The following is a 25,159-nucleotide window of genomic DNA, read 5'->3' as shown; positions in this document are numbered from 1 at the left end:
CACGGACCGCCCACCCACTCCCGGTACCTAAACTCCTCCGATGACTACGAACGGTCGATCGGGTTCTTACCGACCGGCCGCCGCAATCGAAAGGATCCACTTTGAACAAGCACACGATCTTCCCGGCAACCGCCCCCTCCCGCACCAAGCGCGTCGCCATCGGCGCCGCCTCGGTTCTGACCGCCGGGGCACTGCTCGGCGTCGGCGCCCAGGGAGCGACCGCCGCCCCACTCAGCTCCGTGAACACGACGAGCTCCAACTTCAGTGCCGGCGCGAGCGGGGACGCCGGCGCCACCTCGAACGGCGAATTCCTGGCGTCGCTGTCGGCCGAACTCCGCGCCGATCTGTCCCACGGGCAGAGCGGGAATGTGAAGGCCCAGAAGGTGGCCACCACCCTCTCCGAACACGCCGAGCTTTTCGACACCCTGCCCGCGAACCTGCAGGATGACCTGACCACGCTCACGGATGCCTCCGGTGCGGCCGACCGGGCCGCCGCCGTCGACACCGTGCGCACCACCGCGCTGGCCGGAGGGTACGGCGAGGAGATCACGAAGATCGCCGAGGCCGTGCGGGACAACCCGGAGCACCCGCTGGCTGCCGCCGTGCGGGCCGCCCTGAGCGCAGACTCGGGCACCGTGTCGGGCACCGCCGAATCCGGCACCGCCGACTCGGGCACCGTGTCGGGCACCGCCGAATCCGGCACCGCCGAATCGGGCACCGTGTCGGGCACCGCCGAATCCGGCACCGCCGACTCGGGCACCGCCGAATCGGGCACCGACCAGGAGCCGGCCACGGATGCCGCTCCGTCAGTGAAGGAGCTCGCACTCCAGCTCGCCGACATCCCGGCGCTCCTCGAGAAGCTGCCGGCCGACCTGCAGGCCGACCTGGCCGAGCTGAAGAGCACGCCTGCCGACGAGCAGGAAGCCGCCGCGCAGACGCTCGAAGCCGCCGCTCTCAACGGCGATTACGGCACCGTGGTCCAGAACATCGCTGAGCGGGTCCAGGCGCACGTTGCGGCCGAGACCGACGCCGGTGTTGAGGTGGGTTCCGGAGCCGACGCGGGTGCCGACGTAAGTGCCGAGGCGGACGTTCACGCCGGAAAGTAGCACCGCAGCACACAACGGATGGCCGGGAGCGCACCGCTTCCGGCCATCCGTCTGCCCGAATGCAGACTCACCCCCCTGCCTACCCCCGGCATGAGCTGCTGCCCGGCGCCGCCGCGCCCGGATCGGCCAGAGCCGCTGCCGAAAGGCCGGAGTCCGGCCGGACGTGCGATTTTCCCCACCGTGCGATTTTCCCCACCGTGCGATCTGCCCCACCGTGCGATCTGCCCGACCACGCGATCTGCCCGACCACGCGAGCTATCCCACCGCGCGATCTGCCCCATCTGGGGCCCCCGCGCCATACTGCCGCCATGGCCGAAAACAAGACGCAACCGACGTGCTGCGTCGACTCGTCCCGATCGGCTGGTCCCGAGGCGACGACCCGCTGCCGCCGGCACCCACCTCGTTGAGCCCCGAAACAGACAGTTCCGGCCCTGTTCGCCCGGCATAGCGGGCGATCAGGGTCGGAATTGTCGACGTCGCTGGTGCGGTCACATGACCGGGACTAGAAGTCCCAGTCGGCGTCTTCCGTGTTGACGGCCTTGCCGATGACGTAGGAGGAGCCCGACCCGGAGAAGAAGTCGTGGTTCTCGTCGGCGTTCGGCGAGAGCGCGGCCAGGATGGCCGGGTTCACGTCGGTGACGGTCTTCGGGAACATGGCCTCATAGCCGAGGTTCATCAGCGCCTTGTTGGCGTTGTAGTGCAGGAACTTCTTGACGTCCTCGGTCAGACCGTGCTCGTCGTAGAGGTCCTGGGTGTACTGGATCTCGTTCTCGTAGAGCTCGAACATGAGGTTGAAGGTGTAGTCCTTGATCTCATCGCGACGCGCCTGCGTGGAGGCCTCGAGCCCCTTCTGGAACTTGTAGCCGATGTAGTATCCGTGCACGGCTTCATCCCGGATGATCAGACGGATGAGGTCGGCCGTGTTGGTGAGGCGGGCGCGGCTCGAGAAGTACATCGGCAGGTAGAAGCCCGAGTAGAACAGGAACGACTCGAGCAGCACCGAGGCGACCTTGCGCTTGAGCGGGTCGTCGCCCTGGTAGTACTTCATGATGATCTCGGCTTTGCGCTGCAGGTTGACGTTCTCCGTCGACCAGCGGAACGCCTCGTCGATCTCCTTCGTCGACGCGAGGGTCGAGAAGATCGAGGAGTAGCTCTTGGCGTGCACGGACTCCATGAACGCGATGTTCGTGTAGACGGCCTCTTCGTGGGGCGTGATCGCATCCGGAATCAACGACACGGCACCCACGGTGCCCTGGATCGTGTCGAGCAGGGTCAGACCCGTGAACACGCGCAGGGTGAGCAGCTGCTCCGCCGGGGTGAGCGTGGCCCAGGACTGCACGTCGTTCGACAGCGGAACCTTCTCCGGCAGCCAGAAGTTGTTCGTGAGGCGGTTCCACACCTCGACGTCTTTTTCGTCTTCGATCTTGTTCCAGTTGATCGCGTCTACGTGGGAGACGAGCTTGAGCTTGTCAATCATTGGTTGTTCCTTAGTCGGCAGTTCACAGGCGATTCAGTAGTCGGGAGGCTCAGCACGAACTCGCTCAGAGGGCGCAGGAGACGCAACCCTCGACCTCGGTGCCCTCGAGGGCCATCTGACGCAGTCGGATGTAGTAGATGGTCTTGATGCCCTTTTTCCACGCGTAGATCTGGGCGCGGTTGATGTCGCGGGTCGTGGCGGTGTCCTTGAAGAACAGCGTCAGGGACAGGCCCTGGTCCACGTGCTGCGTGGCGGCGGCGTAGGTGTCGATGACCTTCTCGTAGCCGACTTCATAGGCATCCTGATAGAACTCGGTGTTGTCGTTCGTCATGAACGGCGCCGGGTAGTAGACGCGGCCGAGCTTGCCTTCCTTGCGGATCTCGATCTTCGACGCGATCGGGTGAATCGACGCGGTCGAGTTGTTGATGTAGGAGATCGACCCGGTCGGCGGCACGGCCTGCAGGTTCTGGTTGTAGATGCCGTGCTCCATGACGGATGCCTTGAGCTCGGCCCACTCGGCCTGCGTGGGGATATGCACGTCGGCCTGGTCGAACAGCTCGGCGCCGCGCGCGGTGGCCGGTTCCCAGACCTGGTCGGTGTACTTGTCGAAGAACGTGCCGGACGCGTAGGTGGAGTCCTCGAAGCCGACGAAGGCGTGTCCGCGCTCGACGGCCAGCTTGTTGGAGGCGCGGAGGGCGTGGAACAGCACCGTGTAGAAGTAGATGTTGGTGAAATCGATGCCCTCCGCGCTGCCGTAGTAGATGCGCTCACGGGCGAGGTAGCCGTGCAGGTTCATCTGGCCGAGGCCGATGGCGTGCGACTTGTCGTTGCCGTCTTCGATCGAGCGCACGGAGGAGATGTGGCTCTGCTCCGACACCGAGCTGAGGCCGCGGATGGCGGTCTCGACGGTCTTACCGAAGTCGGGCGAGTCCATGGCGAGGGCGATGTTCATCGACCCGAGGTTGCAGGAGATGTCCTTGCCGATCTGGTCGTAGGACAGGTCCTCGTTGTACGTGGTCGGGGTGTTGACCTGGAGGATCTCCGAGCAGAGGTTCGACATGTTGACGCGACCCTTGATCGGGTTCGCCGCGTTGACGGTGTCCTCGAACATAATGTACGGGTAGCCGGACTCGAACTGGATCTCGGCGAGCGTCTGGAAGAAGTCGCGGGCCTTCATCTTGGACTTCTTGATGCGCGGATCGTCGACCATCTCGTGGTACTTCTCACTCACGGAGATGTCGGCGAACGGAACACCGTAGACGCGCTCGACGTCGTAGGGCGAGAACAGGTACATGTCCTCGTCTTTCTTCGCCAGCTCGAACGTGATGTCGGGCACGACCACGCCGAGGGACAGCGTCTTAATGCGCACCTTCTCGTCGGCGTTCTCCCGCTTGGTGTCGAGGAAGCGCATGATGTCGGGGTGGTGCGCGTGCAGGTAGACCGCCCCGGCACCCTGGCGGGCGCCGAGCTGGTTGGCGTAGCTGAAGGAGTCTTCGAGCAGCTTCATCACAGGGATGATGCCGCTGGACTGGTTCTCGATCTGCTTGATCGGTGCGCCGGACTCACGGATGTTGCTGAGCAGCAACGCCACGCCGCCGCCACGCTTCGACAGCTGCAGCGACGAGTTGATGCCGCGCGCGATCGACTCCATGTTGTCTTCGATGCGGAGCAGGAAGCACGAGACGAGCTCGCCGCGCTGCGCCTTGCCGGAGTTCAGGAAGGTGGGGGTGGCCGGCTGGAAGCGACCGGCGATGATCTCCTCGACGAGGGAGATCGCAAGCTGCTCGTCGCCTTGGGCAAGGCCCAGAGCGGTCATCACGACGCGGTCTTCGAAACGCTCCAGGTAACGCTTGCCGTCGAACGTCTTCAGCGTGTAGGAGGTGTAGTACTTGAACGCACCGAGGAAGGTCTGGAAGCGGAACTTCTTCGAGTACGCCAGCTTGTTGAGGTCTGTGATGAACTCGAACGAGTACTGGTCGAGCACGGCCTGCTCGTAGTATTCCTTCTCCACCAGGTAGTCGAGACGTTCACGCAGCGTGTGGAAGAACACCGTGTTCTGGTTCACGTGCTGCAGGAAAAACTCCCGCGCAGCCTCGCGGTCCTTGTCGAACTGGATCTCCCCGTCCGGGCCGTACAGATTGAGCATGGCATTGAGGGAGTGGTAATCCATCGCCAGGCCGGCTGCCGGGTGAGCCATCGTCTTCACGGCTGTTGCTTCCAAAATGATTCCAATCCGTCGTGGACGATGCGCACATCATCCGGAGTTCCAAATACTTCAAAGCGAAACATGTGGGGCACCTTGCACTTCTGGGCGATGATGTCCCCGGCGAGGCAGTAGCCCGTGCCGAAATTCGTGTTGCCGGCGCCGATCACACCGCGGATGAGCGAGCGGTTCCGCTCGTCGTTCAGGAATTTGACGACCTGCTTGGGCACCGCTCCCTTACTGTCGCCGCCGCCATACGTCGGCACGACCAGCACATAGGGCTCGCTGACCTGGAGCGGCTCATCGCGCGGGTAGATCGGGATGCGAGCAGCCGGACGGCCCAGCTTCTCAATGAAGCGGTGCGTGTTGCCCGAAGTGCTGGAGAAGTAAACGATATCGGTCATGGAACACCCCCTGATGTTGAGAAATCAGCACGCCGAACGACGCTTCCTGCAGAACTTGGGCGACGCCGCCCCCGGCGCCGCGGGGCTACGCGAGGCGCTGCGCGAGTTCGTTGATCTTGTCGGGACGGAAGCCCGACCAGTGGTCCTCGTCGGTGATGACGACGGGTGCCTGCAGGTACCCCAGGGCCTTGACGGCTTCCAGGGCGTTTTCATCGACCGAGAGGTCGAGGATTTCGTACTCGATGCCCTTGTTGTCCAAGGCGCGGTAAGTCGCAGTGCACTGCACGCAGGAGGGCTTGGTATATACCGTGATTGCCATGGCGGGGCCTTTCTCGTCGTTCAGGAATCAGTATTCAAAATCGGTTCAAACATCAGTGCTCAAAATCGGTTTCATGTGAAATCTGAAGTTCAAGACGTGCTGTGTGTTGAACTTCAATACTACATCTAGTGATACTCAAAGGGAACGGCCACTACATGCAGTAGTTACAAGTATGTAGTTATCCACCGACATTCCACCGGTTGTGCACAGCCTCCCGGATGCGAGTCGAGCCGAATCACGCGGGATTCGTCCGAGTTATCCACAGGCGGTTCCGAGGCAGAACTCGCACCTGTGGAAACCCTGTCGGCGTGTCGGACCGCCTGCGGCACGTTGCTCGCTGCACGTGCCACGGCAGCGGCCGGGCACGCGAAAGGGCCGGCCCCGTGAGGAGCCGACCCATTCGTCGAGATGCTGTGATGCAGGGGTACTGCCGGGTTGTTACTCGGTCAGCGGGGCGAGGGTCGGGTCGTTCGCGTACGCCTCGGCCGCGTTTTCCTTGGTCACGATGACCGGGGGAAGCAGGTAGGCCGGGACGACGATCTTGCCGTTGTCGTAGGACTCGGTGTCATTGACCTCGGGGGTGTCGCCCTTCTGGAGAGCGTTGACCATGGCGATGGCCTGGTCGACGAGCACGCGGGTGTCCTTGTTGATGGTGGAGTACTGCTCGCCGGCCATGATCGACTTGACCGACTCGACTTCGGAGTCCTGACCGGTGACGATCGGGATGTCCTTACCGGCTGCCTTCACCGAGGTGATGATCGCGCGGGCGAGGGTGTCGTTCGGGGAGAGAACGCCGTGGAGGGGAATGTCGCTGTACGTGCTGGTGAGCAGCGCGTCCATGCGGCTCTGAGCATTCTCAGCCTTCCAGCCGGCGGTGGCCGTCTGCTTGATGTCGGTCTGGCCCGAGGCGACGACGAGGGTTCCGTCGTCGATCTTCGGCTGCAGCACGCTCATCGCGCCGCCGAAGAAGACCGGGGCGTTCGCGTCGTCCGAGGAACCGGAGAACAACTCGATGTTGTACGGGGCTTCGCCCCTCGAGGCCAGTCCGTCCAGGAGCGCCTGGCCCTGGAGTTCACCGACCTTGAAGTTGTCGTAGGCCACGTAGTAGTCCACGGCTTCGGTGTTCAGGATGAGGCGGTCGTAGGCGATGACGATGGCGCCGGCGTCGCGGGCCGACTGCACCTGGGTGGCCAGCTGGCCACCGTCGGCAGCACCGATGATGATGACCTTGGCGCCGTTGGTGACCATGGCCGAGATCTGGTCCTGCTGATCCTTGACCGTGGTCGAGGCACCGGCGTACTGCACGTCGCCCTTGTAGCCGGCCTCCTCGAGGCCGTCTTCGAAGAGCCCGCCGGCGAGGACCCAGTTCTCAGAGGTCTTCGAGGGGAGTGCGACGCCGATGACCGAGTCCTGAGCGAAGCCGGCAGCAGCGCCGTCTTCTCCAGCGGTGTCCGTGCGGGTGGAGCATCCTGAGAGTGCCATCAAGGCCACTGCGGCGATCGCAGTTGTCGCGAGAATCTTTCGCATTGTGGGTTACTTTCTGTTCGTTGTGGTTTGGTGAAGGGGAAAATCTGGGCTAGTTGGGCCGCGTGGCCTGGGGCCGCGCGCTTTCCGGGGTGCCCGTGTCGGGAACGACCAGGGGCGGCTCCGCCGGAAATTCGGCGGTCTTCTTCTTGCGGGTCAGGAGGCCGATGATCGACGGACGACCCTGGCTCTTGTTCCACACGTCGACGCCCACGGCCACCAGGAGCACCATGCCCTTGATGATCTGAACCCAGTCGGAGCCGACGCCCAGCAGCTGCAGGCCGTTGTTGAGCACCGCCATGACCAGACCACCGATGATGGAACCGACGACGGTTCCGATTCCGCCGGACACGGCCGCACCACCGATGAAGACGGCGGCGATCGCGTCGAGCTCCCAGCTGAGGCCGTCCTGTGGGCCGGAGGCCACCGAGCGGGCGACGAAGATCATCCCGGCCAGAGCGGAGAGGATCGACATGTTCATCATGACGAGGAAGTTCACCCGGCGGGACTTGACCCCGGAGAGTTCGGCGGCGAGCTTATTGCCGCCGACAGCGTAGACGTGACGGCCGAAGATCGTGTTGCGGGTGACGAATGCGTAGAAGAGCACGAGCACGCCGAGGATGATTCCGGAGACCGGGAAGCTCGTGCCGACGCGGCCTCCAGCGAACAGGATGGAGGCGTAGACGATGACCGCGCAGAGGAGGACGACCTTGACGATGCTCACCCAGAGCGGGGCGGGCGTCGAACCCATGATCGACTGCACTCGGCGGGCCCGCCACTCGGAGTAGATGACTGCGAGCACGATGATGAGCCCAAGCAGCAGGGTCAAGTTGTTATAGCCGGTGTTCGGGCCGACCTCGGGCAGGTACCCGGAGCCGATGATCGTGAAACCGTCGGGAACGGGGACCGTGTTGGCGTTACCGATGACCTGGTTGCCACCGCGGAAGATGAGCATGCCGGCCAGGGTGACGATAAAGGCGGGAACCCCGACGTAGGCAACCCACGCACCTTGCCAGGCTCCGATCAGCGCTCCGACGAACAGGCCCAGCAGGATCGCCAGCGGCCACGGGAAGTTCCAGTCCCGCATCGCGGTGGCGACCACGATGCCGACAAAGGCGGCAACCGAACCGACCGAGAGGTCGATGTGGCCGGCGATGATGACCATGACCATGCCGATGGCGAGAATGAGGATATAGGAGTACTGGCTGACCAGGTTGATCAGGTTGCCGGACGACAGAGTGAGGCCGTCGGTCAGGTACTGAAAGAGCAGGATGATGGCGATCAGGCTGAAGAGGATGCCGAATTGCCGCAGGTTCGAACTGCCGCTGCCGAAGATCTTCTTCAGATCACCGAGACCGCCTGTGCGGGTACCCGTGTCTTCACTCATATGCTCTGAACCTTCTTCCGTGCGGAGGTCATACTTTTCATCAGGGTTTCGGGGTCGGCGGAAGCCGCCGGGATGCAGTCGGTGATCGCGCCCTCGAAAACCGTGTAGATCCGGTCCGCGAGGCCGAGCAGCTCCGGAAGCTCAGAGGAGATCAGGATGACTCCTTTGCCCTGCTTGGCGAGCTGCTGGATGATGCCGTAAATCTCGTACTTCGCGCCGACGTCGATGCCGCGGGTCGGCTCGTCCAGGATCAGAAGGTCAGGATCGGTGAACATCCACTTGGCCAGAACGACCTTCTGCTGGTTGCCGCCGGAGAGCTTGGAGACACCCGCGTTGACGCTGGGAGTCTTGATCCGCAGGCTCTTGCGGTATTCCTCGGCGATTCCGAATTCCTTGGAGTCGTTCACGACCGGTCCGGCCGAGATCTTCGAGAGCTTGGCCGATACGACGGAGCGCTTGATGTCGTCGAGCAGGTTCAGGCCGAGAGCTTTGCGGTCCTCGCTGACGTAGGCGAGGCCGTGGTCGATCGCGTCGGCAACGCTCTTCAGGACGATTTCTTTGCCGTCCTTGTAGAGGCTGCCCGAGATGAAGTTTCCGTAGGAGCGCCCGAAGATGCTCATTGCCAGTTCAGTGCGCCCGGCGCCCATCAGGCCGGCGATGCCGACGATTTCGCCCCTGCGCACGTTCAGGTTGGAACCCTTCACGACCATCCGCTCGGCGACCTGCGGGTGCTGCACGGTCCAGTCGCGCACCTCGAAGAAGACCTCGCCGATGTGCGGGGTGCGATCAGGGAAGCGGCTCTCCAGGCTGCGCCCGACCATGCCGCGGATGATGCGGTCTTCATTGACCCCGTCGGCCACGACATCCAGCGTTTCGATCGTCTTGCCGTCGCGGATGATCGTGATCGAGTCCGCAACCTGTTCGATCTCGTTGAGCTTGTGCGAGATCATGATCGAGCTGATGCCCTTGCCCTTGAGCCCGCGGATCAGATCCAGCAGGTGCATCGAGTCCGACTCGTTCAGGGCCGCGGTCGGCTCGTCGAGGATCAGCACCTTGACCGATTTGTTCAGGGCCTTGGCGATCTCGACCAGCTGCTGCTTGCCGACACCGATGTTCTTGATCAGGGTGTCGGGATCATCCCGCAGACCGACCCGGGCCAGCAGCTCGAGCGCCGTCTTCTTGGCGGTGATCCAGTCGATCGCGCCCCACTTGGTCGGCTCGTTGCCGAGGAAGATGTTCTCGGTGATGGAGAGTTCCGGGATCAGCGCCAGCTCCTGGTGGATGATGACGATGCCCGCTTCTTCGCTCGAGCGGATGTCCTTGAAGTGCACATTCTCGCCCTGGTAGATGATGTCGCCGGTGAACGTACCGGACGGGTAGACCCCGGAGAGGACTTTCATCAGGGTGGACTTGCCCGCTCCGTTCTCGCCGCAGATCGCGTGGATCTCGCCGCGATTCACCGTGATGGAGACATCCGACAGGGCCTTGACCCCGGGGAACTCCTTGGTGATCGATCGCATCTCAAGGATTACGTGGTCAGTGGACATCGTTGGACTCCTCACGCCTGGGACCGCCGCGGGTATCCCATGCCGATGACGGGATGGACGCGCGAAGGCTGATCCCGCCCCCGCTCAGTAGGGCGGCAGTGGAACTGCCGGGCAGGTGGAAAAGTGTGCTCACAAGCTTGACCTCAATGTCATGCGTTTGGAAAGATATGGCAAGAATCAGGTCCATGTGACCGATCACATTGTCACTATAGACCTGGTGGCGGTCCCGGTGTCAAGTCTCCTTTTGTCACGCTTGCGTAACAGGGTGTTGAGCCCCTGAGCGGGTCGGAGGGCGGGACATTCCGCCGACCCCGACCGGCGTACGGGCGGTCTCGGCAGTGCGGCATACCTGATCTGAAAGTCTGTGCGGAAGCGGTGTCCGACTCACGAACGCGCTCATCGTACTCCGGGAGGAGCCACGGATGCGAGCGCGGGATCCGACGGGCGATCGATGCGGTCGCGAGCAGGCGTGCGCCCTAGAACGCCGGCGGCGCGGTGGACCCGCGCACGATGAGTTCGGGGACGATCGGGTCGCTTCGCTCAATCGGCACACCACCGTTGAGGTTGCTGAGAAGGAGCGCGATGCACCGCCGCCCGAGTTCGGCGAAGTCCTGCCGCACCGTAGTGAGCGGGGGCCAGAAGTGTGCCGCCTCGGGAATATCGTCGTAGCCGACGATGCTCATATCGCGCGGGAGGTCGAGGCCCTCTTCCCGGCAGGCGTGCATGAACCCGAGGGCCATCTGATCGTTAGACGCGAAAATCGCGGTGAAATCCCGCCTCCGCAGCAGTTCCCGCCCGGCGCGATACCCGAAGTCGGCGGTCCAATCGCCCAGGATCGGAGCCATGGTCGGCACGTCCATCTCCCACATCTCGTCGAGGAAGCCGCGCATTCGGGCCTCGGCTTCGATCCAATCCTGGGGTCCGGCGAGGTGGTAAATGCTCCGATGGCCGAGGTCGATCAGGTGCCGGGTGGCCTGCCTGGCCCCGGTCATCTGGTCGACGGACAGGGAATTGTCGAGGCGGCCGGTGGACTGCAGGGTGACGAACGGCACATCGATCGACAGCTGTTCGAGGGCGTCGAAGACCCGCACCTGAGGCGCGATCACGACGATCCCCTCCACGGACTGGTTCATCAGGTGCTCCAGTGCCGCCTCGATCGACTCGGTATCTACGGTCGTGAGATTCGCGGTGTTGACGTAGTAGCCGGCTTCCTGGGCCGCGTCCTGGATGGCGGCGATGCTGCTGGCCGGTCCATAGGCGCTTTCCGCCGAGAGCAGGCCGATGGTGCGCGAACGCCCTCGCGAGAGCGCACGAGCTGCCCGATTTGGCCGGTACTGCAGGTCTTCCATGACCTGCAGGACCTTCGCCTTGGTGGATTCGCGGATGCTCGGGTGGTCGTTGAGCACGCGCGAAACAGTCTGATGCGAAACGCCCGCCAGGCGCGCCACATCACGGATGCTCGGAGCACGCCCCTTGGGCAGATCGATAGTCACAGAGAGACCTCGTCGGCATGTGCACGGTCACAATTGTGAGCGCAGAACCAGTATGCACTCCGGTGAGGCCGCTGCGGCGCACCACCATCCGGTCCCTTGACCGAAGGAAAGCCGGATCCACGCACCAGTCCATCGATGAATGCCGCTACAGGCATGATGAAAGTCAATCGATTCACGCGACGGCATACGTTGCCCGCCGCGCCAATCTCCCACGGCGCCGATCTCCCCCCGCACCGATCTCCCCCGCGCCGATCTCCCCCCGCACCGATCTCCCCCGCACCGATCTCCCCCGCGCCGATCTCCCCCGCGTCCCCGGCCGCACCGGCCGCCTGACGTCGTGCCAGCAGCGCCCCGCGTCGAACCAATTCGACGGAGATTTTGCCGTGTAAGCGCTCTCTCAGCCGAATCGGGGCCGATATCGGCAAAATCTCCGTCGAATTCGTTCAGACGGGACGTGCCGCCCGGGGCCTCCGGGGGTGCCCGGGGCCTCCGGGGGTGCCCGGGGACTCCGTGCCGCCCGGGGCCTCCGTGCCGCCCGGGGCCCGACCGCCGATGGGAGCTAGTGAGCCGCGAGCGCCCGGTCGATGTCGTCGATCAGGTCGGCGACGTCTTCGATGCCCACGGAGAGGCGGATGATGTTGTCCGGCACCTCGAGTTCGGTGCCGCGCACCGACGCGTGAGTCATCTCGGAGGGGTAGTTGACCAGGGATTCCACGCCGCCGAGCGATTCGGCCAGCTGGAACAGGTGGGTCGATTCGGCGAAGGATCGCGCCGCAGCGGCGCCGCCGATGAAGGAGATCGAGAGCATGCCGCCGAAGCCGCTCATCTGCTTTTTCGCCAGCTCGTGTCCCGGGTGGGAGGGCAGGCCCGGGTAGTAGACCCGGTCGATCGCCGGGTGGCCCTGCAGGTGCTCGGCGATGGCCTGGGCGTTGCTGCAGTGACGGTCCATCCGCACCGAGAGGGTCTTGATGCCGCGCACGGTGAGCCAGGCATCCATCGGGGCCGAGACCGGGCCCGCAGCGAACTGCAGGAACTGGGCCTTCTCGGCGAGCTCATCGTCGTTGATGATCAGGGCGCCGCCGAGCACGTCGGAATGGCCGCCGAGGTACTTGGTGGTCGAGTGCACGACGACGTCGGCGCCGAAGTCCAGTGGATGCTGCAGCGCGGGCGACGCAAACGTGTTGTCGACGATGACGGTCACGCCGTAGCGGTGGCCGATCTCGGCCAGCGCGGCGATGTCGCTGACCTTCATCAGCGGGTTGCTGGGCGTCTCCACCCAGAGGATTTTCGTCCCGCCGGGGATGATGGCCTCTTCGACGGCCGCGAGGTCGCTCATCTCCACGGTCGAATTGCGGATGCCCCAGGCACCGTGCACCCGGTTGATCAGGCGGTGGGTGCCGCCGTAGACGTCGTTGCCGAGCACGACGTGGTCGCCCGGCGCGAGCAGCGCGCGCAGGATGGTGTCTTCGGCGGCGAGCCCGCTGGCGAAGGAGAGGCCGTGCTTGCCGCCCTCGAGCGCGGCCAGCAGGGTCTCCAGCACGGTGCGGGTCGGGTTGCCGCCGCGGCTGTACTCATAGCCGCCGCGCAAGTGGCCGATACTCTCCGCCACATACGTCGACGTCTGGTAGATGGGCGGGATCACGGCACCGGTCGTCGGGTCGAATTCCTGCCCGGCGTGGATGGCGATGGTGTCGAATTGGGGTGTGCGAGCCATTGATTCGTCCTTAGTCATGCTTTTCATTCGCTCAGATAGGCGAGCAGGTCGTGCCGGGTGATGACGCCCAGGGGTTTGCCACCGTCGGTGACGAGCAGCGCATCGTGACCGGCGAAGGCGGAGCGGGCGGTCGCGACGGGTTCGTTCGCCCCGATCAAGGGGAGCGACTCGCCGACGAATTCGCCCACCCGATCGCCCAGTTGTGCCTCGCCGGAGAAGACGAGCTCCATCAGCCGGCGCTCGTCGATCGCGCCGACGACCTCACCCATCACGACGGGCGGCTTGGCGGTGAGGACCAGCACCTGGGACACGCCGGCCTCGGTCATGACGCCGATGGCGTCGCGCACGGTGGCGCTGGGGTTCACGTAGACGAACGGCGGCAGGGTGCCGGTCTTCGATGCGAGCAGATCGTGGACCGTGTGCCCGGCCGGCGCATTCGTGAAACCGTAGCTGCGCATCCAGCCGTCGTTGAAGATCTTGCCCAGGTAGCCGCGGCCGCCGTCGGGAAGCAGCACGACGATCGTGTCGTCGGGGCCGAGGGTTTCCGCCGCGCGCAGTGCTGCGACGACAGCCATCCCGCTCGAGCCGCCGACCAGGATTCCCTCTTCGAGCGCGAGCCGGCGGGTCATCGCGAAGGAATCGGCGTCGGACACGGCGATCACCTCGTGCACGACGGCCGGGTCGTAGGCACCCGGCCAGAAGTCCTCGCCGACGCCCTCGACCAGGTAGGGCCGCCCGGTGCCGCCGGAGTACACCGAGCCCTCCGGGTCGGCGCCGATGATGCGCACGGCGTCGCCGGAGACCTCGCGCAGGTACCGGCCGGTGCCGGTGATGGTTCCGCCGGTGCCGACGCCCGCGACGAAGTGGGTGATCGTGCCGTCCGTGTCGCGCCAGATCTCGGGGCCGGTCGTCTCGTAGTGGCTGAGCGGCCCGTTCGGGTTGAAGTACTGGTTGGGCTTGAATGCCCCCGGGATCTCCCGGGCCAGCCGGTCGGAGACGCTGTAGTACGAGTCGGGGTGGTCGGGGGCGACGGATGTCGGGGTCACCACGATCTCCGCGCCGTAGGCCGTGAGCACGTTGCGCTTGTCCTCGCCCACCTTGTCCGGCAGCACGAAGACGCACTTGTAGCCGCGTTGCTGGGCGACGAGAGCCAGGCCGACGCCCGTGTTGCCCGAGGTCGGCTCCACGATGGTGCCGCCGGGGAGAAGCAGCCCGTCGCGCTCTGCGGCATCGATGATGCGCACCGCGATGCGGTCCTTGGCGGAGCCGCCCGGGTTCAGGTACTCCAGCTTGACCAGCACGGTGGCGCTCACCCCCACCGTCACCTTGTGCAGCTTCACCAGGGGTGTGTCACCGATGAGGTCGAGAACGGTGTCGGCAATTTTCATCGAGGGTCCTTCATCGAGGGTTCTTCGTCAGGGATTCGAGCCTCGTCAACTCTATCGGCGCGGTCGGGGTGGTGGGCGTGGGCGACGGCGACGTGGGCGACGGCGACACGGATGCCGGCGACGTGACCTGCTCCGTGTACAGCCGCGCGTAGATGCCGTCGGCGGCAAGCAGTTCGGTGTGGGTGCCGCTCTCCACGATCCGGCCGGCGTCGACGACGAAGATGACGTCGGCGGACACGATGGTCGACAGCCGGTGTGCGATGGCGATGGTCGTGCGGCCGCGGGAGGCGGTGTCCAGGGCGGCCTGCACGACTCGCTCGGAAATGGCGTCGAGGGCGCTGGTCGCCTCGTCGAGGATCAGCACCTCGGGGTCCTTGAGCAGCACCCGCGCGATGGCGATGCGCTGCTTCTCACCGCCGGAGAGCCGGTAGCCGCGCTCCCCCACCAGGGTGTCGTAGCCATCCGGGAAGGAGGCGATGGTGTCGTGGATGCTCGCCGACCGGGCGGCGGCCTCCAGCTCGGCATCCGTCGCCTCTGGTTTCGCGTAGCGGAGGTTCTCGGCGATGGTCGCGTGGAAGAGGTAGGTCTCCTGGCTCACAATGCCGATCTGGGAGACCAGGGAACGCTGCGCGAGGCCGCGCACGTCGACGCCGGAGAAGAGCACCCGTCCGGCCGACGCCTCGTAGAAGCGCGGGATGAGATAGGACACGGTGGTCTTGCCTGCGCCGGACGGTCCGACGAAGGCCGCGAACTGGCCGGGCTGGATCGTGAAGGAGACCTGGTCCAGGGTGGGACGCGAGTCCGCGCCCGCATCCGGATAGGCGAAGGTGACCCCGTCGAAGGCGACCCGGCCGACGGCATCCCCGCTGGCGGGGACAGGCACAGCGTCGGGGGCGTCGCGGATGGCCGGCCGGAGGTCGAGGTACTGGAAGATTCGCGCGAACAGGGCGGTCGAGGTCTGCAGGTCGAGGGCGACGCGCATCAGGCCGAGGAGCGGGAACAGCAGCCTTGATTGCACGGTGGTGAAGGCCACGATCGTTCCGGCCGTGATGGCGGTCGTTCCGCTGCCCATCAGCAGGCCGGCCACTAGGTAGACGATGGCCGGGATGCTGGACAGGAAGATGCTCACCATGGCGAAGAACCACTGGCCGCTCATCTGCTGGCTGATCTGCAGCTTCACCTGGTTGGCGTTCTCGTCCGCGTAGCGGCCGATCTCGGTCTGCTGCCGGGTGAAGCTCTTCGAGAGGAGGATGCCGGACACGCTCAGCGTCTCCTGCGTGATCGCCGTCATGTCCGAGAGCGACTCCTGCGTCTTGGACGCGATGCGGGCCCGCACCTGGCCGACCCGGCGCTGGGCGAAGACGAGCAGGGGCATCAGGATGATGGCGACGATCGCCAGCTGCCAGCTCAGCAGCAGCATGGCCACGAGCGCCGCGATCACGGTCACGGCGTTGCCCAGCAGGCTGGAGACGGTGTTGGTGAGCACGCTCGCAACGCCGCCGACATCGTTCTGCAGCCGGGACTGGATGACACCCGTCTTCGTGCGGGTGAAGAAGCTTAGCTCCATCGCCTGCAGGTGGGTGAACAGGCGAACGCGCAGCGCCCCCATCACCGAATTACCGACGGTGGCGGTGAGCCAGGTCTGCCAGACTCCGAGCAGCTGCGACCCCAGGTAGATGGCGATCATCACGCCCACGAGCACGGCGAGGCGCTGCACGTTCGGGGTGCCGCCGGGCGGGAAGAGTCCCTCGTCGAAGGCGCGCTGCACGAGGAGGGGCGGCACGACGGAGAGTGCCGCGCTGATGAGCACGAGCACCACGGTGACGGTGAGCGCCGCGCGGTGAGGTGCGAACAGGCCGGCGATCCGGCGGAGCAGATTCGGGATGTGCGGGGCCTCGGCGTTCTCGGCCCGCTGGGCCACGACATCCGCGCCGCTGACCCGCCCCCGTCGACCGCCGCCGCCACCGTGCATTCCACTCATGAATTCACTCTAAGCTGCCGCGCTGAGACACCAATGTGCCCGTTCCGGACAACTGTTGCCGGCGGAACGGGCACAGTTGTCCGGAACGGGAACACTTCACCGACCGAGGCGGAAACGAGTGGCTAGCCCTTGGTCGAACCGGCGAGGAGGCCGCGCACGAAGTAGCGCTGCAGGGAGAAGAACACGAGCAGCGGAACCAGGATCGAGATGAACGCACCGGCGGTGAGCAGGTGCCAGTCCTGGCCTCGGGTACCGGTGATCTCGGCCAGCAGCTTGGTCATCGGAGCCACCGCGCCGTCCGCGAAGATCAGCGCCACGAGCAGGTCGTTCCAGACCCAGAGGAACTGGAAGATGGCGAAGGATGCGATTGCCGGCATGGTCAGCGGCAGCACGATTCGGAAGAAGATCTGACCGTGCCCGGCGCCGTCGACCCGTGCCGCCTCGATGACGTCGGCAGGGATCTCCGACACGAAGTTGTGCAGCAGGTAAATGGCCAGCGGCAGGGCGAACATCGTGTGCGCGATCCACACCTGCGAGTAGCCGCCGGCGTCGCTGATCGCGGAGACCACCGGGACGCCGAAGACCTCACCCTGCGAGAAGAACTGCAGTAGCGGCACGAGGGCCATCTGCAGCGGAACGATCTGCAGCGCGAAAACCGCGATGAACAGAACGTTCTTGCCGCGGAAGTCGATCCAGGCGAACGCGTAGGCCGCGAGGCTGGCGATGATCAGCGGCAGCAGCGTGGCCGGCAGGGTGATCGCGATCGAGTTGATGAACGCACCGGCCAGGTTCAGCTGGCTGTTGCCGGCCTGGAGCACATCACTGTAGTTATCGAGGGTGAGACCCCAGTTCGAGAAAAGCGTCCACCAGCCGGTGGTGCGCACCTCCTGGGCCGGGCGGAACGAGGAGACGAAGAGGCCGAACGTCGGGACCGTCCAGAGCACGGCGATCACGAGCGCCGCAATCGTGGCACCGCGGCTGGTCAGCCGTTTCTTGGTGCGCTTGGCCGCGGCGAACTCCTGGCGGCGCTCGCCCCGCCGGAGCTGCGTCTGGGTCTTCTTGTCGACGGGGAGTTCAACCGGAAGAATCGCACTCATCGGATTTCCCTCTGCTTCTGAATCTGGCGGGCGTTGTAGACAACGATCGGGAGCACGAGCAGGAACAGGATCACGGCGAAGGCGGCGGACCGGCCCTGCTCGAAGTTCTTGAACTGCGTGTACATCTCATTCGCGATGACGCTGGTGTCGTTGGCTCCTGCGGTCATGGTCCGGACGATGTCGAAGACCTTGAGGGAGGCGATGGAGATCGTCGTCAGCACGACGACGAGGGCGCTGCGGATGCCGGGGACCGTGACGTTGGTGAACTTCTGCCACGCGTTGGTGCCGTCGAGTTCGGCGGCCTCCATCTGCTCGGCCGGCACGCCCTTGATGGCCGCGGAGAGCACGACCATGGCGAATCCGGTCTGCACCCAGATCAGCACGACGATCAGGAAGACTGTGTTCCAGGGTGCGTTCGCGAGGAAGTCGACGGGCTGGCCGCCGAACCACACCACGACCTGGTTGAGCAGGCCGATCTGGTTCTGGTCGGCCGGACGGGCCGTGTAGACGAAGCGCCAGATGATGGACGCCCCGACGAAGGAGATGGCCATGGGCATGAAGACCATGATCTTGAAGTACTTCTCACCGCGGCTCTTGTCGATGAAGACCGCGTAGGCGAGTCCGGCGATGGTGGACACGAGCGGGGTGATGAGCACCCAGACGATCGTGTTGAGCACCGTGCGGATGGCCTCCGGCTGGGTGAACACCCAGACGAAGTTGTCGAAGCCGATGAAATCGGTTCCCCGCGAGTTCATGAACGCCTGCACCGTGGTCTGGATGGTCGGGATGATGAGTCCGACGATGAGGAGCAGGATGGCCGGCGCGAGGAAGCCGAAGAGCTGGAATAGGTAACCGGCGCCGGAGCGCGAGCGGTAGTCGACGATGAAGAAGACTCCGCCGAGGACGGCGGCCGCGGCGATGGCCCACCAGTACGATCCCGCGGCGAGCAGGATGAGCAGCGGTGCGGCGACGCAGACAGCGAGACGGATGACGGTGTATACGGCACCCTTGCGCGGGGCTATCTCGACGAAGAACAGGATCGCGGCCACCAGGGCGACGAACGCGAGGATGATGATGGGGACTTGGACCAGGGGCGGCAAGTCAGCCAGCCAGGCAAGGAATGCCGACATATGAAACCTCTCGAGTACGACTGCGGACTCACAGTTTGCTGGTGGGGCGGAAAACTACCGCCACGGTACACCAGCAGGGGGGTGCGGGTCGCCCCTTGTCTCGGGGGACGACCCGCACGGTTGTGGTTCTGTTAGATGAGTTGGTTCACACTCGAACTAGCTGGAGGGCCAGCCGGCTTCGATGCTGGTGAGCACCTCGTCGGTCGGGGCTCCATTGATCCAGTTGACCATTCCCTTCCAGAAGGTGCCGGCGCCAACGGAGCCGGGCATCAGGTCGGAGGCGTCAAAGCGGAAGGTGGTCTCCGGGTCCTGGAGGATCTTGATGGCTTCCTGCAGGATGGGGCTCTTCGCGTTGGCCGGGTCGAGACCCGAGTTGGCGCTGATCACTCCACCGAGGCTGACGCGGCTGTTGGCCCAGTCGTCGCTGGAGAGGTATGTCTGAACGGCCTGGGTGTCGGCGTCATCGGCGAATGCGGCGACGATCTCGCCACCACCGGTCACGGCCTGGCTGCCGGCTTCTTCGGCCGGGGTGATGAAGGCCCAAACGTCACCGTCGGGACCGACCTCTCCACCGGCATCCGTGATGAAGCCGTCGAAGAAGGATGCCTGGTGGTGCAGCGCGCATGTTCCGTCGGCGAGCGGCGTAGCCACGTCACCGAACGGGGTGCTGTTGATCGAGCGGACATCACCGAACGTCGCGTTGACGCTGGCCGGGTTCAGCAGGATCTCTCCGACGGAGTCGAAGGCGGACTTGATCGCGGGGTCCGTGAACGGGATCTCGTTGGCCACCCACTTGTCGTAGGTCTCCGCGCCGGCCTGACGCAGGACGAGGTCTTCGACCCAGTCCGTGCCCGGCCAGCCGGTTGCGTCGCCCGAGCCGAATCCGGCGCACCACGGGGCGCTGCCGGACTTCTCCTGGATGGTCTGGGTCAGGGTGAGGAGTTCGTCCCAGGTCTCGGGAACTTCAACGCCCCACTCGGTGAACTTGGCCGGGGAGTACCAGATGAAGCCCTTGACGCTCGCCATCAGCGGCGCACCGTAGAACGTGTCGCCGACGGTGCCGTAGGCCTTCCAGTCCTTGGACCAGAACTCGTCGACGTTGTCTTCGACGGTCTTCGGGGCCGGCTTGAGGAAGTCGCGGCTGGCGAGGTCGGCCATCAGGCCGGGCTGCGGGAAGATCGCGATGTCGGGAGCGCTGCCGCCCTGTGCACGGATGGCGATCTGAGCCTCGAATTCCTTCGACGCCTCGTACTGGATGTCGATGTCGTTCTCTGCTTCCCAGTCAGCCCAGGACTCTTCGAGAAGCTCGGCCTCGGTGTCACCGATGGTGCCGTAGACGGAGACGACGCCGTCGCCCTCGGCTCCGGCATCGGTGTTCGTGCTACCGGGCCCACCGGAACATCCGGCCAAGGTCAGACCGGCAATCGCCGCAATGGCGATGGGTGCTGTGATTCGGCGGTGGAGAGACCGCATTTTTCCTCCTCGTTGAGTGATGACGGTGCGCCGAGTACCACCCGGACAACACCACGGTGCTGCAGGAACTGCTTGTGTGCCGAAAACGATCAGATAAGGAACCGGTTCCACACCATAAGTTACGGTACGGCGGGCCGAATCGCAAGATCAAATTGTCACGGATTGGCAAAGATCGCGCTCCCGCCGCGGAACCCTCGAAAATCTGTTCTCGGGTCTGCCTCTGGGCCGTGTCGCATTCCGACGGTTTTGATGGAACCGGTTCCAGCGGACCCGCCGGAGCGGTACAGTATTCCAAACGGGTCCAAGGGCGGAGGCTGGAGTGAGCGCAATCGCGGATGTCGCACGCCTCGCCGGCGTCGCAAAGGCGACCGCCTCCCGCGCCCTGAGCGGTCGCGGCTACGTGTCGGAGCAGACCCGGATCAAGGTCATCGCCGCGGCCAGGGAGATCGGCTACGTCGCCTCGCCCAACGCCGCCAGTCTGGTCACCGGGCGCACCAAGAGCATCGGCGTGATCATCCCGTTCATCAGCCGCTGGTACTTCTCCGAGGTCCTGGAGAGCATGGAACAGGCACTGCTCGACGAGGGATACGACATGACCCTCTACAACCTGCCGACCCCCTCGCCCGAACGGGAGCGGGTCTTCGACTACTTCCTCGCCCGTAAGCGCTTCGACGGCGTGATCTCAGTCGGTGTGGCGCTCAGCGATGACGAGGTCACCCTGCTGCATCGGCTGGGCCGCCCACTGGTCGGAATCGGCGGCCCCATCCGCGGCGTGGACACGATCGCCATCGACGACGTGGCCGCGGCCCGGCTCGCCACGGAACACCTGCTCAGCCTGGGGCACACGGACATCGTGCACATCGGCGGCAGCAAGGAAGACGAGATGGACTTCCAGGTGCACAGCAACAGACTCACCGGTTTCTACTCCGCGATGCGGGACGCCGGGCTGTCGTCTTCGAGTTCCAGCTCCGGGTCGTTCTACGCCTGCGAGTTCACGATGCCGGGCGGCTACGGGGTGGGCCTGGCCGTGTTCGGCGACCCGCGCACCCGCCCCACCGCGGTCTTCGCGGCGAGCGACGAGATCGCGATCGGCCTGATCGTCGCCGCGAGGGAGTTGGGCATTCAGGTGCCGGCCGACCTGTCCGTGATCGGCATCGACGGGCATCCGTATGCCGCTATGTTCCGCCTGACCACCCTCGAGCAGCACCCGCGCACCCAGGGCCGGCTCGCGGTGCAGGCCCTTCTGGCGGAACTGGAGAATCCCACCCCGCGCGGCGACGAGGACCACCTGACCCGGCTGCCCACGAACCTGGTCATCCGGTCGAGCACCAGCGGGCCGCGGCTGACCCACGGGGTCGACCGCGGGTAGGACCAGACTGGCGAGGGTCAGCTGTCCCCCGCGTTGATCGCCTCGGCTTTCTCCAGCCTGTCGAGGCGCTCGACGATTCCGTTCGCGCGATAAAGGCGGGCATGGCCGAGCACCAGGATCATCACGGCCACAAGGACCGCACCGGCGGCCGCGACGAACGGCGTAGCCGGTCCGAAGGCCCCGGCGAGCAGAGTCGCCCCCGGCGGCGCGAGGGTGCCGCTCATTCGGGTGCCCCGTCACGTTCGAATTCGGTGCCGTCGACCCGGTCGCGCAGGATCATGATCGCGCGTTCCAGGGTGTCGGTGTCGGCCTGCGACAGATCCGCGAAGACCGGGAGCAGCGCCAGGGCCAGTCGGCGGCGCCAGTCGACCAAAGCATCCTCACCTGCACCGGTGATCGCGGTGAGGGCCACCCGGGCATCGAGAGGGTCAGGCCGACGGGTGGCCCACCCTCGCTCGGCCAGGTGGGTGACGAGCCGGGTCGCCGTTGGCTGCGAGACCCGGCTGCGGGCAGCGAGCTCGCCCAGCCGGATCGGGCCGGTCTGGCGCAGAACGCTGAGAGTGCGCCAGGCCGCGGGAGACTCGGCCGCCGCGGTGCCGGTGGGCTCGGCACTGTGCGCAGCATGGGCAGCAAGACGGGTAAGCCGATGGTTGACCGTGATCAGGTCACCCAGGATTTCGGAAAGGTCAGCAGGCATCCATCGAGTGCATACATGGCTCAGCTATATAAATGACCGGCGTCAACAACAGAAGGCGCCGCATCCGATGGATGCGACGCCTTCTCTCTGGTGGACGGCTTGCGCCGTCACGCCTCCACTCGAAGCAGAGAACCCCTTGCGGGGCCCCGACTACTTGAGGGCTGCGGTGGCGCCGGCAGCTTCGAGAGCAGCCTTGCCCTTTTCGGCGGCTTCCTTGGAAACGCCTTCGAGGACGGCCTTCGGCGCGCCATCGACGACGGCCTTGGCCTCGCCGAGGCCCAGGCTGGTGAGCTCGCGCACAACCTTGATGACCTGGATCTTCTTGTCGCCGACAGCCTCGAGGATGACGTCGAAAGCGGACTGCTCTTCGACCTCTTCAGCGGGGGCAGCGGGACCGGCAGCGCCAGCAACGGCGACCGGAGCGGCGGCGGTGACCTCGAAGGTCTCCTCGAACGCCTTGACGAACTCGGAGAGCTCGATGAGGGTGAGGCCCTTGAACTGTTCGAGCAATTCCTCGGTGGAAAGCTTTGCCATGATTATTCTCCCTATAGTTTCTTAGTTACTCACCGCGATGCCAGGCAGATGCCTAGTTCGCGGACTCCTGCTTCTCACGCAGCGCGTCGATGGTGCGAACAGCCTTCGACAGCGGTGCGTTGAACAGATATGCGGCTCCGAACAGCGAGGCCTTGAATGCGCCGGCCAGCTTGGCCAGCAGCACTTCGCGGGACTCGAGGTCGGCGAGCTTGCCTACCTCTGCGGCGGTGAGCGGGTTACCGTCGAAGTAACCACCCTTCACTACCAGGAGAGGGTTTGCCTTGGTGAAGGCACGCAGGGTCTTCGCAACGGCGACAGGGTCTCCGTGAACGAATGCGATTGCGGACGGACCGACAAGCTCGTCGTCAAACGACGTGATGCCGGCGTTGTTGGCCGCAATCTTGGTCAGCGTGTTCTTCACCACGGCGTACGTGGCGTCCGCACTGATGGAAACGCGCAGCGACTTGAGCTGCGCAACAGTGAGACCGCGGTACTCGGTGAGCAGAACGGCGGTCGAGCTCTGGAATTTCTCCGTAAGCTCGGCGACCGTTGCTTCCTTGTTCGCCATGGCGCTCCTCTTGGTTTCATGTGCCGGTAGCCCGGGGAGCAGACATGAAAAAAGCTCCGGCGCAGGCGCCGGAGCTGGGAACGCATTCCGTGGGAATGCAATCAGACTTCGAATCCTGCGCGGGCCGTTCACGTGAATGAACCTTCGATTGCCTCTGCATTTCTGCAGGGCAATAACCGGCGGTCTTTGGCTTTGCCCCACGTTACGGGACGAAGGGGGGTCAGTGCAAATCGACATCCGCGCACCCCGACACCCCGCGCCGCCCCGCGCCTTGAACGAATTCGACGGAGATTTTGGCTGAAACGACCGATTTGGGTCTCAAAACCGGGTTCTCGGGCAAAATCTCCGTCGAATTCGCACGGCGAACACAGGTGAACGGGCACCCGGGGACGTCAGGCGAGCGGGAGGGAGACGCGGAAGCAGGTGGAGCGCGGGCGGCCGTCGTCGACCTTCTTGCGCAGATGGGAGATATAGATCTCGACCACGGAGGACTTGCCGCCGAAGTCGGAGCTTCACACCCGGTCCAGGATCTGCGCCGTGCTGAGCACCCGCCGGGGATTCCGCCTCAGGAAGCGCAGCAGCTCGAATTCCGTGGCGGTCAGATCATCAGCACGATCGTGCCGGACACGGTCTCCCCCAGATGAGCCGTGGCATCGGCAGGAACCAAGGCGTGGGCGGCGGGCCTGCCCTGCGAGCCGCGGCCCGGCGAACAGGCACAATGGAACAGTGACGAACCAGATGCTCTCCCTGTTCGACGAGGAGCATCCGTCGCCCGCTGATGCCTTGCCGGTGACGCCGGTCGCCGCGTCGCATCTTCGGCGCGTCGTCGCCGATTCCACCAACCGGGTGGCCTGGCTGCGGGCCCGCGCCCAGGGGATCACGGCCACGGATGTCGCCAAACTCGCCACACCCCGATCGCTGCAGACCGCCGTGTACGACAAGCTCAACGGCAGCAGCTTCAGCGGCAACAGCTTCACGGACCACGGGCGCGCCCGGGAACCGGAGATCGCGGCCTGGGTGCTCGGCCGCTACGGCATCGAGCCCAGCACCGCCCTCTTCCACGCGGCCGACCACCGGCGGCACCTGGCCACCCCCGACGGCGTCGGCACCGGCTCCGGCTCCGGCGGCCTCGAACTGGCGGAGATCAAGACGACGAGCAAGGCGTGGCGCAGCATCCCGCGCTCGTACCTGCGTCAGGTGTGGTGGCAGCAGTACGTGCTCGGCGCCGAGCGCACCCTTCTGGTCTGGGAGCAACACACGAATTTCGTGCCGGTCAATGTCGAACCGGAGTGCCGGTGGATCGAACGGGACGAAGACCAGATCGCGATCCTGGTGGGGTACGCCAACAACCTGATCGCCCTGCTCAACCAGCAGACCACCTCGGGCCCCCCGCCCGTGCACGCCTGACCGCGTCTCGCGGTCATGCCCGCGCCGGGACCGCCCGCGGGAAAGCCGCATGCCGGGTGTCGCAGGCGGCTTTCCCCTCGGCGTCGCGCCACGGCTGATCGAGCGAATTCGTGCCGCTTCGGGTGCGGTACGACTGCTGGGGATGAGCCTGGCCGAATGCTGAGTACTGGCTCGGCGGGGCTGACCCGAACCCAAGAGGGACCGCACGCGGGGAGATCAGGGACTTCTCACACGCATCGGGGTCGGTCCCCCTTTATGTGGACAGACTATGCGCCCGACACCCCATCCGACCAGACCGCACCGACACCGGATTCGACCTGCGGTACCCCCAAATCGAGGCA

Annotated in this window: 21 protein-coding genes and 1 pseudogene; 3 read left to right on the top strand and 19 right to left on the bottom strand. The window is 65.1% G+C overall.

Annotated elements, in window-relative coordinates:
• Positions 1–101: 101 nt before the first annotated feature.
• On the top strand, positions 102–1,106 hold the full coding sequence (locus tag E3O67_RS15690; RefSeq protein ID WP_135103129.1) for a hypothetical protein: 1,005 nt from the start codon (positions 102–104) through the stop codon (positions 1,104–1,106).
• Between the two features lie 502 nt (positions 1,107–1,608).
• Here the strand turns inward: E3O67_RS15690 and nrdF are convergent.
• The 14 genes from nrdF to E3O67_RS15620 all read right to left on the bottom strand — a co-directional run bounded on the left by nrdF (position 1,609) and on the right by E3O67_RS15620 (position 20,243).
• Positions 1,609–2,583 carry a class 1b ribonucleoside-diphosphate reductase subunit beta gene (gene nrdF, locus E3O67_RS15685; protein WP_134428565.1) on the bottom strand — a complete coding sequence of 325 codons (975 nt, stop codon included), beginning with the start codon at positions 2,581–2,583 and terminating at the stop codon, positions 1,609–1,611.
• Positions 2,584–2,647: 64 nt separating this feature from the next.
• Positions 2,648–4,780: a class 1b ribonucleoside-diphosphate reductase subunit alpha gene (nrdE, locus tag E3O67_RS15680; RefSeq protein WP_135103136.1), complete on the bottom strand. Its 2,133-nt coding sequence runs from the start codon at positions 4,778–4,780 to the stop codon at positions 2,648–2,650.
• Between the two features lie 5 nt (positions 4,781–4,785).
• The gene (gene nrdI, locus E3O67_RS15675; protein ID WP_134428567.1) at positions 4,786–5,190 is read right to left on the bottom strand and encodes a class Ib ribonucleoside-diphosphate reductase assembly flavoprotein NrdI; all 405 of its coding nucleotides are present in this window, start codon (positions 5,188–5,190) and stop codon (positions 4,786–4,788) included.
• A gap of 85 nt (positions 5,191–5,275) precedes the next feature.
• Positions 5,276–5,509: a glutaredoxin-like protein NrdH gene (gene nrdH, locus E3O67_RS15670; RefSeq protein WP_134363478.1), complete on the bottom strand. Its 234-nt coding sequence runs from the start codon at positions 5,507–5,509 to the stop codon at positions 5,276–5,278.
• A gap of 438 nt (positions 5,510–5,947) precedes the next feature.
• Positions 5,948–7,036 (bottom strand): sugar-binding protein, encoded by a 1,089-nt coding sequence (locus E3O67_RS15665; RefSeq protein ID WP_134428569.1) that lies wholly within the window; start codon positions 7,034–7,036, stop codon positions 5,948–5,950.
• 49 nt (positions 7,037–7,085) lie between these two features.
• Positions 7,086–8,420, bottom strand: a complete 1,335-nt coding sequence (gene mmsB / locus E3O67_RS15660; protein WP_134428571.1) for a multiple monosaccharide ABC transporter permease — start codon at positions 8,418–8,420, stop codon at positions 7,086–7,088.
• The gene (gene mmsA / locus E3O67_RS15655; RefSeq protein ID WP_134428573.1) at positions 8,417–9,967 is read right to left on the bottom strand and encodes a multiple monosaccharide ABC transporter ATP-binding protein; all 1,551 of its coding nucleotides are present in this window, start codon (positions 9,965–9,967) and stop codon (positions 8,417–8,419) included. The genes mmsB and mmsA overlap by 4 nt, the downstream gene beginning before the upstream one ends.
• A 476-nt stretch (positions 9,968–10,443) precedes the next feature.
• Positions 10,444–11,460: a LacI family DNA-binding transcriptional regulator gene (locus tag E3O67_RS15650; protein ID WP_134428575.1), complete on the bottom strand. Its 1,017-nt coding sequence runs from the start codon at positions 11,458–11,460 to the stop codon at positions 10,444–10,446.
• Between the two features lie 559 nt (positions 11,461–12,019).
• Positions 12,020–13,174, bottom strand: a complete 1,155-nt coding sequence (locus E3O67_RS15645; protein ID WP_241982237.1) for a cystathionine gamma-synthase — start codon at positions 13,172–13,174, stop codon at positions 12,020–12,022.
• 23 nt (positions 13,175–13,197) lie between these two features.
• On the bottom strand, positions 13,198–14,562 hold the full coding sequence (locus E3O67_RS15640) for a cystathionine beta-synthase (protein ID WP_135103127.1): 1,365 nt from the start codon (positions 14,560–14,562) through the stop codon (positions 13,198–13,200).
• A 10-nt stretch (positions 14,563–14,572) separates the two neighbouring features.
• Entirely contained in the window at positions 14,573–16,543 is a 1,971-nt protein-coding gene (locus E3O67_RS15635) for an ABC transporter ATP-binding protein (protein ID WP_134428581.1), read from the bottom strand.
• 122 nt (positions 16,544–16,665) lie between these two features.
• Positions 16,666–17,640: a carbohydrate ABC transporter permease gene (locus tag E3O67_RS15630; protein WP_134428583.1), complete on the bottom strand. Its 975-nt coding sequence runs from the start codon at positions 17,638–17,640 to the stop codon at positions 16,666–16,668.
• Positions 17,637–18,770: a carbohydrate ABC transporter permease gene (locus E3O67_RS15625; protein WP_135103126.1), complete on the bottom strand. Its 1,134-nt coding sequence runs from the start codon at positions 18,768–18,770 to the stop codon at positions 17,637–17,639. The genes E3O67_RS15630 and E3O67_RS15625 overlap by 4 nt, the downstream gene beginning before the upstream one ends.
• A 156-nt stretch (positions 18,771–18,926) precedes the next feature.
• Positions 18,927–20,243 carry an ABC transporter substrate-binding protein gene (locus E3O67_RS15620; protein WP_134428587.1) on the bottom strand — a complete coding sequence of 439 codons (1,317 nt, stop codon included), beginning with the start codon at positions 20,241–20,243 and terminating at the stop codon, positions 18,927–18,929.
• 319 nt (positions 20,244–20,562) lie between these two features.
• Between E3O67_RS15620 and E3O67_RS15615 the strand changes: the two genes are divergently transcribed.
• On the top strand, positions 20,563–21,612 hold the full coding sequence (locus tag E3O67_RS15615) for a LacI family DNA-binding transcriptional regulator (protein WP_134428589.1): 1,050 nt from the start codon (positions 20,563–20,565) through the stop codon (positions 21,610–21,612).
• Between the two features lie 17 nt (positions 21,613–21,629).
• On the opposite strand, the gene E3O67_RS15610 is transcribed toward E3O67_RS15615, so the two are convergent.
• The 5 genes and pseudogenes from E3O67_RS15610 to E3O67_RS15590 form a co-directional block, all read right to left on the bottom strand.
• Positions 21,630–21,836, bottom strand: a complete 207-nt coding sequence (locus tag E3O67_RS15610; protein WP_134428591.1) for a hypothetical protein — start codon at positions 21,834–21,836, stop codon at positions 21,630–21,632.
• Positions 21,833–22,309, bottom strand: a complete 477-nt coding sequence (locus E3O67_RS15605; RefSeq protein ID WP_135103125.1) for a MarR family winged helix-turn-helix transcriptional regulator — start codon at positions 22,307–22,309, stop codon at positions 21,833–21,835. Before E3O67_RS15605 ends, E3O67_RS15610 begins: the two co-directional genes overlap by 4 nt.
• Positions 22,310–22,459: 150 nt before the next feature.
• Entirely contained in the window at positions 22,460–22,843 is a 384-nt protein-coding gene (rplL, locus tag E3O67_RS15600; protein WP_134363492.1) for a 50S ribosomal protein L7/L12, read from the bottom strand.
• Between the two features lie 52 nt (positions 22,844–22,895).
• Entirely contained in the window at positions 22,896–23,411 is a 516-nt protein-coding gene (gene rplJ / locus E3O67_RS15595; RefSeq protein ID WP_104100771.1) for a 50S ribosomal protein L10, read from the bottom strand.
• Positions 23,412–23,803: 392 nt separating this feature from the next.
• Positions 23,804–24,016 (bottom strand): annotated as a pseudogene (locus E3O67_RS15590) (helix-turn-helix domain-containing protein); the annotation flags it as partial.
• 121 nt (positions 24,017–24,137) lie between these two features.
• Between E3O67_RS15590 and E3O67_RS15585 the strand changes: the two are divergent.
• Positions 24,138–24,818: a YqaJ viral recombinase family protein gene (locus E3O67_RS15585; protein ID WP_370260536.1), complete on the top strand. Its 681-nt coding sequence runs from the start codon at positions 24,138–24,140 to the stop codon at positions 24,816–24,818.
• Positions 24,819–25,159: the final 341 nt, after the last annotated feature.

The organism is Cryobacterium sp. TMT3-29-2, assembly GCF_004564305.1.
Taxonomy (GTDB): Bacteria; Actinomycetota; Actinomycetes; order Actinomycetales; family Microbacteriaceae; genus Cryobacterium; species Cryobacterium sinapicolor.
Note: the sequence above shows the minus strand (reverse complement) of the source record. Positions and strands in the feature narration are given on the sequence as shown.

What these genes read in the sequence shown, in the direction of transcription:
- nrdF (WP_134428565.1), bottom strand. Translation starts at nt 2,583, where the DNA reads ATGATTGACAAGCTCAAGCTCGTCTCCCACGTAGACGCGATCAACTGG.
- nrdE (WP_135103136.1), bottom strand. Translation starts at nt 4,780, where the DNA reads ATGGCTCACCCGGCAGCCGGCCTGGCGATGGATTACCACTCCCTCAAT.
- nrdI (WP_134428567.1), bottom strand. Translation starts at nt 5,190, where the DNA reads ATGACCGATATCGTTTACTTCTCCAGCACTTCGGGCAACACGCACCGC.
- nrdH (WP_134363478.1), bottom strand. Translation starts at nt 5,509, where the DNA reads ATGGCAATCACGGTATATACCAAGCCCTCCTGCGTGCAGTGCACTGCG.
- E3O67_RS15665 (WP_134428569.1), bottom strand. Translation starts at nt 7,036, where the DNA reads ATGCGAAAGATTCTCGCGACAACTGCGATCGCCGCAGTGGCCTTGATG.
- mmsB (WP_134428571.1), bottom strand. Translation starts at nt 8,420, where the DNA reads ATGAGTGAAGACACGGGTACCCGCACAGGCGGTCTCGGTGATCTGAAG.
- mmsA (WP_134428573.1), bottom strand. Translation starts at nt 9,967, where the DNA reads ATGTCCACTGACCACGTAATCCTTGAGATGCGATCGATCACCAAGGAG.
- E3O67_RS15645 (WP_241982237.1), bottom strand. Translation starts at nt 13,174, where the DNA reads ATGGCTCGCACACCCCAATTCGACACCATCGCCATCCACGCCGGGCAG.
- E3O67_RS15640 (WP_135103127.1), bottom strand. Translation starts at nt 14,562, where the DNA reads ATGAAAATTGCCGACACCGTTCTCGACCTCATCGGTGACACACCCCTG.
- E3O67_RS15635 (WP_134428581.1), bottom strand. Translation starts at nt 16,543, where the DNA reads ATGAGTGGAATGCACGGTGGCGGCGGCGGTCGACGGGGGCGGGTCAGC.
- E3O67_RS15630 (WP_134428583.1), bottom strand. Translation starts at nt 17,640, where the DNA reads ATGAGTGCGATTCTTCCGGTTGAACTCCCCGTCGACAAGAAGACCCAG.
- E3O67_RS15625 (WP_135103126.1), bottom strand. Translation starts at nt 18,770, where the DNA reads ATGTCGGCATTCCTTGCCTGGCTGGCTGACTTGCCGCCCCTGGTCCAA.
- E3O67_RS15620 (WP_134428587.1), bottom strand. Translation starts at nt 20,243, where the DNA reads ATGCGGTCTCTCCACCGCCGAATCACAGCACCCATCGCCATTGCGGCG.
- E3O67_RS15610 (WP_134428591.1), bottom strand. Translation starts at nt 21,836, where the DNA reads ATGAGCGGCACCCTCGCGCCGCCGGGGGCGACTCTGCTCGCCGGGGCC.
- E3O67_RS15605 (WP_135103125.1), bottom strand. Translation starts at nt 22,309, where the DNA reads ATGCCTGCTGACCTTTCCGAAATCCTGGGTGACCTGATCACGGTCAAC.
- rplL (WP_134363492.1), bottom strand. Translation starts at nt 22,843, where the DNA reads ATGGCAAAGCTTTCCACCGAGGAATTGCTCGAACAGTTCAAGGGCCTC.
- rplJ (WP_104100771.1), bottom strand. Translation starts at nt 23,411, where the DNA reads ATGGCGAACAAGGAAGCAACGGTCGCCGAGCTTACGGAGAAATTCCAG.